The following is an 11,516-nucleotide window of genomic DNA, read 5'->3' on the forward strand; positions in this document are numbered from 1 at the left end:
TACCTTTATTTTTTATTCATAAAATTCAATCTTCCCATCATCTAATGATTTAATTCGACAGATCGAATAGACATCGTGTCCGGAATCTTCCAATCTTTCTCTACCGGGTTGGAAGGATTTCTCAATACAAATACCTATACCTACTGTTTCCGCCCCACTTTGCTCGATTAAATCTGCTAAACCATAAGCAGCCTCGCCATTAGCTAGGAAATCATCTATAATTAATACTTTATCATCTTTATTAAGATATTCTTTTGATATAAACACATTACTAGTTGTATTCTTTGTATATGAATGAACCAGAGTCTCATATTTATCTTCTGATTTAATTGTACTTGGTAAAGCTTTCTTGGCGAATAACATTGGAACATCCAAACGATAGGCAACCATTAAAGCTGGTGCAATACCAGATGATTCAATAGTTAATACTTTTGTGACACCTTTATCTTTAAAGTATTGATAAAAATCATTTTCGATACTTTTAATCACATGTGGATCGATTTGATGATTTAAAAATGAATCAACTTTTAAGACATTCCCAGGATAAACTTTTCCATGCTCTAATATCATTTGTTTTAAATTACTCACTCACATACCTCCTAATGTCATCAATTAAATATCAATCTTATTGTGTTCTTGAGTTTCACGAATATGTCTCCAGTCAACAAATCCACTTTCTAACCCACGAATTAAAATCTCAGCTGTACCCATATTTGTTGCTAATGGAATATCGTAAACATCACAAAGACGTAATAAGGCAGACACATCTGGTTCATGTGGTTGAGCAGTTAAGGGATCTCTTAGGAATAATACTAAGTCCATACGATCATCTGAGATTGCTGCACCAATTTGTTGGTCTCCACCTAATGGCCCTGATTTATAACGATGAACGTTTAAACCTGTCGCCTCAATAATTCTTTGACCTGTTGTACCAGTAGCAAATAATTCATGTTTAGCAATAATATGGCGATAGGCTACCGCAATATTAACCATATTATCTTTTTTCTTATCATGTGCGATTAAAGCTATTTTCACTTTAAACACACCTCCTCTTTTTTATTTTAATTATATCAGATACTAGATATTCTTTCTTATTAAACACTCAATATATTTAATCTTTCAAGCAAATCAATTGCATTCTTACAACGGTTTGTTAAACTGTGGCTAGAATATTCAAAGGAGGAGTTTATTAATGGCAAAAGTTGCTACAGTAATAACAGACTTATTCGAGGATATTGAATTCACTTCACCACGTGATGTATTAATAGAAGCAGGTCACGAGGTTATAACAATTGGACCTGAAGCAGGACATACTGCCAAAGGGAAAAAAGGTGAAGCAGAAGTTACAATCGACAAAGGTATTGATGATGTGAAGTCAGCTGATTATGATGCTTTATTTATTCCAGGTGGATTTTCTCCTGACAAATTAAGAAAAGACGATCGTATCGTTGATTTTGTTCGAGAATTTGCTTTTGCACGGAAACCAATTTTTACCATCTGTCACGGACCACAATTATTAGTCAATGCAGATATACTACGTGGTAAAGACATTACAAGTGTGAAACAAGTTGCAATTGATGTAAAAAATGCTGGTGCTAACTTCTATGATAAAGCAGTCGTTATCGACCCTTCTGGAATCATTTCTAGTCGTACACCCGAAGATATCGATGCATTTAACAAAGCGATTGTTGAAGCTTTAGCATAATACTTGAATAGAAAGAAAAAAAAACTCCCGTTAAGGGAGTTTTTTTACTAATTATCTTTACTTGTATCTTCGGGATTCGATGAAAAAAGTTTGATGGCTGAATTTGCCCTTACATCGGTAAACAAATTCAAATTACAACTCACTAATTCGATCTCATCATGTGTCTGATAATAATTAAATAAATCATCTTCAATAATTTGTAGAAAATTATCTGCATATAATAAGGGTCTCAGTTTTTGACTATCAGCATTCTTGTTGTAATCCTCAAATTGCATCAGAACAAATTGGTCAATAATTATCCGCTCATTGCTCACTAAGTTTGGAAAACCTGTGCGAATATCCGTTGCTATTAAACTGCTAGGTACTAGCAACATTAAAGAAAGTTGAAACTGAGCAATCAAAGGATGGTTCTCATCAACTAATTCAATTGTATGTGTTATAAATTGATGTTTATTAATTGTAAAAACTCCTTTATTAAAATATCTAAGAGATTTACATTATAACGCAAGTTTTTAGATAATCCAGTCTTTTTAAAAGAAAAATAAGATTAATTATCACCATTAATAATATCAAAGCCATATCTTAGGAATTCTGGAAAATGTCGCGCCCAATAAAGTTCATGGTGCTCTTCGTCTGCCATAATTCGTAACCAAATATTATCTATGGGATGATTCATTTTCAGTAAATTATTATAATATCGAAGATTACAATCAATATATTGTTGATTCATCTTACCATCGATAAAACTAGCATCGGTATCATCGCCCTCGTTTGTCCCTACTTGAATGTATACTTTCGTATCTGGGTTTAAAGGATGCGCTTTGATGAAAGATAAAAATTGCGCTTCATTAAACCATGAAGCTAATGAGAATACTCCAAGGACTCCGAATACTTCTGGATACTTACTCCCCATATAGGCTGCCATAATGCCACCCATTGAACTTCCAGCAAGTAAAGTATTCTTTCTATCAGGTAGCGTTCGATAATTGTCATCAATAAAGGGTTTTAATTCGTTAACAAACCATTCACCATGCAAGGCCCCATCTCCACCGACATTCTGAAATTCTTCAGTCTTCGTTTGATCTGTTGGCCACGGCGAATATTCATTTAATCGATTTTCATTGGCATTATCTACTGCAACAATAATCATTTTAGGTAACTCTTTATTTTTTTTTATCGTTGGAATGACTTTCCAAGAATGACCTACAAATGCCTCTTTACTATAAAACACATTTTGCCCATCATGCATATACAATACAGGGTAAGCATTCTCAACATCTTTTTTATAATCTTTCGGTAATAACACACGGATGCGTCTTTTCTGATTATAGTAAGGTATATCAAAATAATGCGTTTCTAACTTTAAATAGTAATAATCATCCGTTCGCTTCCAAAACATTGGCTCCACCTACTCACCCCATATCTAATCATTTTAATTCATTTACATTATAACGTTTAAAAGTGATATGTAAAAGATAAACACATCTATGTAGAAGAATTTAATAATTTAAACAAAAGCCACTTCGGTATTCATTCCCCGCTTGATCAACATAAGCATAAGTCATACCTTCACGCATGTATTTATCTTTATCATAACCTGGTACGTCGTTACGTGAAATTGATACACCATATTCATCAACAACAATTACTTTACTGTTTTTAGGTAATGTTAAAGGAAGTTTTCCAATTGGAGAGAATTGCCCAAGAATAACTTCAAGCACTGCTCCAGGGAATGTGTCATAGCCAACAAGTAAGGCATTTGATTTCTTCTCAACATTCTCTAAAATCCATGGCAAGATCATATTCACTGATGTCACAACTTTTTTGTCGTTTTCGTGCATATAGTCTACGATTTTATTTAATTCATAGAAGTTGCTTAAAGTTGTTTCTTTATATGTGTCGCCATTCAGTGCAATATTTGTCTTATCTTCACAGATTTCTAATTCTAATAAACCAGGTGTCGCATCAAAATACGAACCACTCACTGGGTATAAGAATAGCGCCGCAATGTCGGCTTCTTTATAATCTTCAACAATATCGATATTTAATGCCTGCACGTCTTTTAATAGAAGTTCTTGATATTTTTCAGTTTCTTCTTCACCTCTACCGAAGGCTTTAACGAATAGCTTTTGTCCTTTAGCTGGTAAGACATTATCATTTTTTAATAAAGTCACTGATTTTAAGTGTGTTTGGTATGCCGCTTCTTCAGCTTCTTTCTTAGTTGCTTCATTGACTACAGGTTGGTCTCCGACATAAGTTTTATTATCGAATAATCCTAAATCAAACATCTCAATTAAAACATTCACATTCGCTTGATCGATTCTTTGTGGAGAGATTAAGTTAGATGTAATAGCTTTTTTCAGGTCTTTAACTTGGTTTGTTCCACTGATTAGATCTGTCCCAGCATTAATTGCTTTAGCAAAACGTCCAGGAACCGTTAAGTCTTCAACACCCCAACCAGTTTTACCCATAATTCCTGTGTCTGAGTTAATGTACCCAGTGAAGCCTAATTTATCACGTAATAAATGATTTAAGATATAGTGGTTAAATGCCATCCCGACTTCTTCAAAAGGAATTGCTTCTCCATCAAAGCTTTGGAAATGACTTTTCTCAATACTTGGTGCAGAATAGTATGGCATCATTGAACTTGGATTATGTTTCGCCGCTTCGATAAATGGAGGTAAGTGATAATTTTCTAAACTACCTTCTGTACGGTATACGTTCCATTTTCCTTCTTTATAATGAGGGTCAAATCCGTTCTCTCTTGCTCCCCCACCTGGGAAGTGCTTGATTGTTAAGGCAATCGAGTCTTCATTAAGCTCTTCACCTTGGAAGCCTTTGATTAAACGGGCAATAATTTCACTAATTAATTCAGGCTCTTCACCAAATGTTCCATCAGTACGTTGCCATCTTGGATCTGTCACAACGTCAGCCATGTACATATAACCTTTACGGATACCTGAATCTAACCATTCATTTTTACTATATTTAGCAAAATCATCAATGATCTTATAGCCTTCACCTTGTTCAAGATCACCTTGTACAGCCGCAGCGATTCCTAATGTTCCTGGATATAGTGAGAATGGCAGTTTCTCAAGATTTTCAGCCAGTAATTTGCTAGAAAATTCATTTCTTGAATTCGATGCAACAACTACTGGAATTCCTAAACGAGTTGCCTCAGCCACTTCGTTTAATTTATTAACCCATTCATTAATATCTTCATTCGGCATATTATCTCTTAAGATAAAATGACGCATGTGTAATTTCTCAATCGTTTCAGTCGTCGGATATTTATCTAGCGACTTCATTGGTGTTCCGTCAGCTTTCTCAAATACTTCATCTAAGATTTCGGTATTTTCGCCTTCTTTTTTCGCTTTCCCCATACCTAATTGATTAATCATTAACATACCAAGTTTTTCATCGATATTCATTAATGAGACAAGGTTTTCAGCTCTTTCTCGACTTGATAATCTCCAGTCCTCATAAGCATCTAATACACCGTTGTTGTTTAGGTCTTTAAATTTTAAACCATCGACTTCAATTATTTGTTTACTTTTTGTTTTAAGATTCATTTTAAATTAACCCTCCCAATCATCTGATGTATTTATAATATCACGTAAATAAAACGCTTCAATTTATAATTAAAGCGTTTTAGCGAAATTGTTACATATTTAAATTTTTTCAGTGATTAACCCCAAAGTTTATTGAAGTTTTCTTCGGCTACTTCATAAACATTTTCAACTTCTTCATTATAGGCAGCAGAAATAAACTCACCCATTCTTGCCATTTCGATGAAAGGTACTTTATGTGCACCCTGATCGTCTGGTTTTAAGTATACGTATTTACCTTCTGGAATATTTTTAGCAGCTTCCACAAATTCTTCAGCATAGATATATGGTACAACTGGGTCCTGCTTAGAATGCCAGAATAATAGTGGTCTCTGATTAATCGCTTGAGGATCAAGTCCCAAATCATATTTCTTGAAGTATTCAGTCATATATTCATAGATGGTTTTAGCATTTGGAGCTAATTGATCCACTTCACCGCCATGACTCACATATTGATTAACAATCCAATCGTTAAATTTGATTTGTTGAGGAGATCCCATTAATACAACGGCAACATTGACTTCTTTATTTGCTTTGAGTATTAACGAAGTGGTCATACCACCCATTGACATTCCAGCTACTGCAATAAAGTCATCTTTAATTAATTCTTTCGAACGATAAAAATGAACTATTTCAGGAAATTCTTTAACGTTGCTCATCAACGCTTCGAAAAATAAGATACCATTAACATTTAAATCGACACCGTACTTACGTCTTTCACCATGATGTTGAGCATCTGGCATAATAACACGGAATCCGCGTTTAGCAATCTCATTCCCAAAGGTCATACTCGAGTCCTTGCTACCGGTAAAACCATGATAAAAAATAGCCAATGGCGCAGCTTTATCTTCTAAATTCGCATCGATAATTTCAATGACTGGTATTTCATTTACATAATAGGATTTAGTAATATGACGCATAAAATTCCCCCATAGTTAATATTTATTTCTATCTCATATTGTACCGAATATTGACGAAGAAAAACAATTTAAACATTCATTTGTATGATTGAAAATAATTAAGTATAATCATCTATATATGAAAGGAGTTTCTTATATGAATCAACATCTTATTGCCATTGATTTAGATGGCACAACTTTAAATAATCAATCAAAACTTTCTCGATTTACAATTGAAACTTTAAGAAAGCTTGATGAGCTCGGACATATCGTCATGATTGTTACAGGGCGCCCATATAGAAATAGTATTAATATATACAATGAAATGAATATCAATTCGCCGATGGTAAACTTTAACGGTGCTTATTGCCACCACCCAAGAAAGCCACATTTCTTACCTGCATATCATGAAGAATTGGATAAAGAAATCGCTTTTGAATTATTTGCGAATCAAGATAATTTAGATATCAATTTATTAATCGCCGAAGGTAAAGAAAGACTATTTACTTCATCAATGAATTTACCAGATAGTCCCTTCTTCCCTAAAGACTTAGCCGAGATCAGTCAATTAAGCCGCGCAAACTTAACACAGAATCCAACCGCTTTAACTATTCTATGTGACGTTGAAAAGCAAAAAACGATTGAAGATCGAATTATGGCTCGCTACGGTGACGAGGTATCTGTACGTACTTGGGGTGGCGTTTTACCCATTCTTGAAGTCGTTCGTCAAGGAATCAATAAATCAGTTGCAGTGAATAAAGTCAGCGAGTTCTATCATATTCCAAATGAGAATATCCTAGCTTTTGGTGATGAGAATAATGACTTAGAAATGATTAAATACGCTGGTTTAGGTGTAGCAATGAAGAATGCTACAGACGAAATCAAAGGCGTTGCTGACACTCAAACTGAATTTACCAACGATGAAGATGGCCTAGCTCATTTCTTAACTAATTATTTCAGTTTATAATAAAAAGGGAGGGTGACACTAATATGTCTCCCTCCTAATTTTTTGTCTTTATTCCTCAGCTGAAGCTTCAGATACCTCTGCGATTTCTCCATTTTCTAAACGTAACATTAAAGCGGATTTTGTTGGATTATGGTTTTCATCCATAGAGAAAGTTCCAGTAATTCCTTCAAAGTTTTCAGTTTCTTCTAAAGCTTGGCGAATGGCATCTCGATCTGTGGATCCGGCTCTTTCAATCGCATCAACGAGTAAACCAATCGCATCATAACCTAAGGCTGAGAATGTATCTGCTGAACGTCCATACATTTCTTCAAAGTCAGTTAAAAATTCTTGTACTTTTGGATTGTCACTTTCTTCAGAGAAGTGTGTTGTAAAGTAGATGTCAGTGGCATTACTAGTCCCAGCTAAATCTACTAATGTATCACTATGGTATCCATCTCCACCAATTATTGGTTGAGTAATCCCCATCTCTCTGGCTTGTTTAATAATTAACCCTGTTTCAGTATAATAACCTGGAATGTATAAGACATCAAAGTCTTTGCCTAATAGCGAAGTAAGTAACGCTGTGAAATCAGTATCTCCAGATTGATATGATTGTGTCTCTAAGATTTCTCCACCATTCTCTGTGAATGTTTCAGTAAATGAATCAGCTAAAGCAAGTGAGTAATCTAAGGATTGGTCTGTTAGAATAACTGCTTTTGAGAAACCTAATTCATTCGCTGTATAAGCCCCCGCAGCTAAACCTTGATATGAGTCCTCAAAACAAACACGGAAGATATATTCTAATAATGAACCATCAACCGCTAATGTTAGGCCGTCACCTGTAGTCGCTGCAAAAATATTCGCAATTCCAGCTTCATTAGTAATAGGAATAGCAGCTTTGGCTACACCTGTGGCTGTAGGTCCAATAATTCCTACGGCCTCGCTACCAGCTAAACGCGTTGCAATTGATGCCGATTCAGTTAAATCAGATCGGTTATCAATAATCTCTGCCTCTAACATACGGCCATCTAGGATTCCGCCATTGTCATTAATTTGTTGAATGAATAAATTTATTGCATCAGCCGCGGGTGAACCATAGGCTGCAGCATTCCCAGTTAATTCTAAATTCCCACCAATAATAATATTTTCTTGTGCAAAAGTAACTGCCGGTGACAGTGCTGTTGTCGAAAGTAATAGAGCTGATAATAATGTTAATCCAATTTTTCTAAGTTTCATCATAATTCCCCATCCCTTAATTTTTTTACAAAAATAGACCTAAACTAGATTTTAAAATCTAATTCAGGTCTATTCCTAAACTTAACATATCTACTTAATAATCCCCTATTAAGAAGTATATATTGAGTATAACCCGCATTAGATTTCAGAAATCTATGCGGGCACAATCAATTGGCCCCGTCATAGATCGTATTAAACGACCACGACGACGCTATTAAATGAATTTTGAAAATCATTTTGATTGTTAATAATACTCAATATCATATTAATCCCTCTTCTTAGTTTTTTTGTTACTTTCATATTAATGGATGATTATGAGTATGTCAACGTTAATTATTCATTTTATTCTCATTTTATGAAAAATATTATAATTTAAAAAAACACTAGTCAGTAAGTATGCATCAGAGCCTAAAGCAGATTGACAGTTATTACTTATAACTAGTGTTTAATTATTACGTTATATTTAGTTTTAGTTTATTTTGTTGGTCTCGATTTAGATAGTTTCCATTCACTCTTGTAGATTGAATAATATTAACAAATGCGTGAATGTCCGCTTCTCCAATTGCCATCTCTAAATCATAAAGTTCATATCGGTTAATAACGATCATAAGCGTATTACGCGTCTTTTTCGAATACCCTCCACGGCCATCAAGAATCGTAATTCCACGATGGATACGGCCATAAATTGACTTGACGACTTCATCTTCTTTATCGGTAACAATAAAGGCAGTTAAGCGTTGTTCGTTTGTATGAATTGAATTTACTACTCTAGATGTTACATACATTGAAATTAATGTATATAAAGCAAATTCCCAAGAATAAAGTACTCCTGCACCAACGATAACAACCGAATTAATAAGCAGTGATAAAGAACCTACGTTTATTTGTACTAATCGGTTAATCACAAGAGCAATAATATCAATTCCTCCTGCTGACATACCAAATTTGATCGTTAATCCTCCGCCTAACCCATTCAGAGCTCCAGCGACGATTCCGTTAAGTAGCGGGTTTGAAGATACCTGTTGGACAGGTATGATTAATGTAAAACCCGTCATTATAGCTACTACAACTACCGTTAAAATGGTAAAACGACGTCCCAACTTCATATAACTTAATATCAATAAGGGAATATTAAGTAGGAAGTTTAATGTACCTGTCTGAATAATATTACCAAAGGGTGTGAATTGATCTAGTGAATAAGTAATCAACTGAGAAATCCCAGTAACCCCCCCACTATAAATATCCCCAGGAATTAAGAACATATTCAGTGATACCGCAAAACATAAAGCCGAAAATAAAATAATAAAAAATTGGCTTACGACATTAAGCGCAGGATATTGTGATAGAACCTTTTTTATCATTAGCGGTCACCTTACATTGCTTTTCCAGATTCACCTAGCACGTTTACTAAGTCTTTTTGTAAACCTTTAGCAATTCCTGAACCCATAACCAATGTTTGATATAATGGCTCAGCATCTTCACCAGTTCTTAGCAATGTTTTAAGGAAAACTTCTCCATCACCAGCTAGATAAAGACTATAGTAACCTGTTTTCATTTCGTTTAATGAGTTAAGTAATTCGTAAGCATCTGCTTCTTTACTACGGTCAGTTAATAAATGAACGTGACGGTAGATGATTTGAGCATCAGCGTAATTATCTTTCGATGCTTGGATGATGACCTCTACAACGAGTGCACGTTCTGTAGTAAGACGAAAATTAAAACGATATAATATATGTCCGTTCTCAATTTCTTTCTTGTTAAACGGAATATTCATTTCATTAAGTTTGCTTTCAAAATTAGTGTGAATGACAGACATTATTTTCCCTCCATAAATTCATTAATCAACAACAAGTTAAGTATATCATTTATTAGTTAAGGAACAAACCCTACACTTTTTAAACTTGACCTAACATCATTTGAATCACGAAAGAAACAATTACGACTAACATTGAAATAATAAAACCATGTACCATAGGTAAGATTCCACTTTGAGCAACAGATTTAAAGTTCGTTCGTAAACCAATCGCTCCTAAACTCATGACCATAAAGAATTTACTTATAGAGGATAAAGTTGATCCAAACTCAGCCGATATGACGCCAACTGAACGTAATATGACCATAATTAAAAAGAATAATATAAACCAAGGAATCACACGCGTTAATTTAAATGTTGCGTCTGAATTCCCATCAACATAATGAGTCTTTTGTTCAATCCGTTGATTAACAATCGAGTAAATAAATACAATTGGAACGATCGCTAATGTTCTTGTTAATTTAACAATCACGGCATAATTCCCAGCCACTTCAGAAAAAGCATAACTTGCAGCAACCACTGACGAAGTGTCATTAATTGCTGTCCCAGCCCATAAACCAAAGCCTAAATCAGTCATGCCGAAAAATTGTCCCGCAATAGGGAATAAAATAACCATTAAAATATCAAAAATAAAAGTCGTTGATAATGCATAAGCTATATCTTCGTCTTTGGCTTTAATAATAGGTGAAACTGCTGCAATGGCACTTCCACCACATACTCCCGTCCCGACGGAAATTAAGTTTGATAATTTCCAGTCCATATTGAACCACTTTCCAATGAGGTTACCAAATATAAAAGCAGTAGCTAAAGTAAATACCATCACTATTAGAGAGAACTTCCCAACCTCTACAACTTGAGTGAGGCTTAAAGACCCCCCCATTAGAACAATGGATACTTTGAGTAATCGTTTAGCAACTAAATCAATTCCAGTAAAGGAAGGTAATAACTTCTTTACAAGCGGATGAAGAACCATCCCTATTAACATCGCCATTACACTGGCTCCAACATACCCATTTGGCAAGACATTGGTAATCATTATCGAAATAACTGCTAAAATCAAGGCCACTACAATTCCATATAAAGCATTTATAACTGTTGAATTCTTACGCATAATTTTCTCCTATCCATTATATATAAAAAGAAGCCATAGAAATTAATAGCATTTCTATAGCTCTTTATTAAATTATTTGATTTGTCAAATTAAGCTAGACAAAACAGCTTCATCTAAGTAACTCAAAAATACTTCCAACGGTGTTTGGTAGTGCAAGGATTTCCGTGGAATCGTGTTCCGTTTGTGTGCAATCGATGA

12 protein-coding genes and 1 pseudogene are annotated in these 11,516 nt (G+C 34.5%); 2 read left to right on the forward strand and 11 right to left on the reverse strand.

Annotated elements, in window-relative coordinates; genetic code table 11:
- Window positions 1-12 precede the first annotated feature (12 nt).
- Entirely contained in the window at window positions 13-588 is a 576-nt protein-coding gene (locus tag FEZ33_RS08070; protein WP_138404899.1) for a xanthine phosphoribosyltransferase, read from the reverse strand.
- 24 nt (window positions 589-612) lie between these two features.
- Complete coding sequence (gene mgsA / locus FEZ33_RS08075) at window positions 613-1,035, reverse strand: methylglyoxal synthase (RefSeq protein ID WP_138404900.1); 423 nt, start codon at window positions 1,033-1,035, stop codon at window positions 613-615.
- Window positions 1,036-1,192: 157 nt separating this feature from the next.
- Between mgsA and FEZ33_RS08080 the strand changes: the two genes are divergently transcribed.
- Entirely contained in the window at window positions 1,193-1,705 is a 513-nt protein-coding gene (locus FEZ33_RS08080; RefSeq protein WP_138404901.1) for a type 1 glutamine amidotransferase domain-containing protein, read from the forward strand.
- A gap of 47 nt (window positions 1,706-1,752) precedes the next feature.
- Here FEZ33_RS08080 and FEZ33_RS08085 read toward each other — a convergent pair whose 3' ends face one another.
- From FEZ33_RS08085 to FEZ33_RS08100, 4 genes are all read right to left on the reverse strand, one after another.
- Entirely contained in the window at window positions 1,753-2,106 is a 354-nt protein-coding gene (locus tag FEZ33_RS08085) for a hypothetical protein (protein WP_138404902.1), read from the reverse strand.
- Window positions 2,107-2,252: 146 nt separating this feature from the next.
- Entirely contained in the window at window positions 2,253-3,104 is an 852-nt protein-coding gene (locus FEZ33_RS08090) for an alpha/beta hydrolase (protein ID WP_138404903.1), read from the reverse strand.
- A gap of 100 nt (window positions 3,105-3,204) precedes the next feature.
- Entirely contained in the window at window positions 3,205-5,277 is a 2,073-nt protein-coding gene (locus FEZ33_RS08095) for a glycoside hydrolase family 3 protein (protein ID WP_138404904.1), read from the reverse strand.
- Window positions 5,278-5,393: 116 nt separating this feature from the next.
- Entirely contained in the window at window positions 5,394-6,233 is an 840-nt protein-coding gene (locus tag FEZ33_RS08100) for an alpha/beta fold hydrolase (RefSeq protein ID WP_138404905.1), read from the reverse strand.
- 136 nt (window positions 6,234-6,369) lie between these two features.
- On the opposite strand from FEZ33_RS08100, the gene FEZ33_RS08105 reads away from it, so the two are divergent.
- Window positions 6,370-7,179: a Cof-type HAD-IIB family hydrolase gene (locus FEZ33_RS08105; RefSeq protein WP_138404906.1), complete on the forward strand. Its 810-nt coding sequence runs from the start codon at window positions 6,370-6,372 to the stop codon at window positions 7,177-7,179.
- A 48-nt stretch (window positions 7,180-7,227) separates the two neighbouring features.
- Here FEZ33_RS08105 and FEZ33_RS08110 read toward each other — a convergent pair whose 3' ends face one another.
- From FEZ33_RS08110 to FEZ33_RS08130, 5 genes and pseudogenes are all read right to left on the reverse strand, one after another.
- Window positions 7,228-8,397, reverse strand: coding sequence for an ABC transporter substrate-binding protein (locus FEZ33_RS08110; RefSeq protein WP_235888795.1), 1,170 nt, complete (start codon window positions 8,395-8,397; stop codon window positions 7,228-7,230).
- Window positions 8,398-8,846: 449 nt separating this feature from the next.
- Window positions 8,847-9,755 carry a YitT family protein gene (locus FEZ33_RS08115; RefSeq protein WP_235888796.1) on the reverse strand — a complete coding sequence of 303 codons (909 nt, stop codon included), beginning with the start codon at window positions 9,753-9,755 and terminating at the stop codon, window positions 8,847-8,849.
- Between the two features lie 11 nt (window positions 9,756-9,766).
- Window positions 9,767-10,210 (reverse strand): hypothetical protein, encoded by a 444-nt coding sequence (locus tag FEZ33_RS08120; protein WP_138404907.1) that lies wholly within the window; start codon window positions 10,208-10,210, stop codon window positions 9,767-9,769.
- A gap of 79 nt (window positions 10,211-10,289) precedes the next feature.
- A complete protein-coding gene (locus tag FEZ33_RS08125) occupies window positions 10,290-11,318 on the reverse strand; it encodes a YeiH family protein (RefSeq protein ID WP_138404908.1) in 1,029 nt (342 codons plus the stop codon).
- A gap of 84 nt (window positions 11,319-11,402) precedes the next feature.
- A pseudogene (locus tag FEZ33_RS08130) lies at window positions 11,403-11,516 on the reverse strand (IS30 family transposase); the annotation flags it as partial.

The organism is Ruoffia tabacinasalis (assembly GCF_005864045.1).
Taxonomy (GTDB): Bacteria; Bacillota; Bacilli; order Lactobacillales; family Aerococcaceae; genus Ruoffia; species Ruoffia tabacinasalis.

Coding starts and splice junctions, on each gene's coding strand:
- FEZ33_RS08080 (WP_138404901.1), top strand. CDS start 1,193: ATGGCAAAAGTTGCTACAGTAATAACAGACTTATTCGAGGATATTGAA.
- FEZ33_RS08090 (WP_138404903.1), bottom strand. CDS start 3,104: ATGTTTTGGAAGCGAACGGATGATTATTACTATTTAAAGTTAGAAACG.
- FEZ33_RS08095 (WP_138404904.1), bottom strand. CDS start 5,277: ATGAATCTTAAAACAAAAAGTAAACAAATAATTGAAGTCGATGGTTTA.
- FEZ33_RS08100 (WP_138404905.1), bottom strand. CDS start 6,233: ATGCGTCATATTACTAAATCCTATTATGTAAATGAAATACCAGTCATT.
- FEZ33_RS08105 (WP_138404906.1), top strand. CDS start 6,370: ATGAATCAACATCTTATTGCCATTGATTTAGATGGCACAACTTTAAAT.
- FEZ33_RS08110 (WP_235888795.1), bottom strand. CDS start 8,397: ATGATGAAACTTAGAAAAATTGGATTAACATTATTATCAGCTCTATTA.
- FEZ33_RS08115 (WP_235888796.1), bottom strand. CDS start 9,755: ATGATAAAAAAGGTTCTATCACAATATCCTGCGCTTAATGTCGTAAGC.
- FEZ33_RS08120 (WP_138404907.1), bottom strand. CDS start 10,210: ATGTCTGTCATTCACACTAATTTTGAAAGCAAACTTAATGAAATGAAT.
- FEZ33_RS08125 (WP_138404908.1), bottom strand. CDS start 11,318: ATGCGTAAGAATTCAACAGTTATAAATGCTTTATATGGAATTGTAGTG.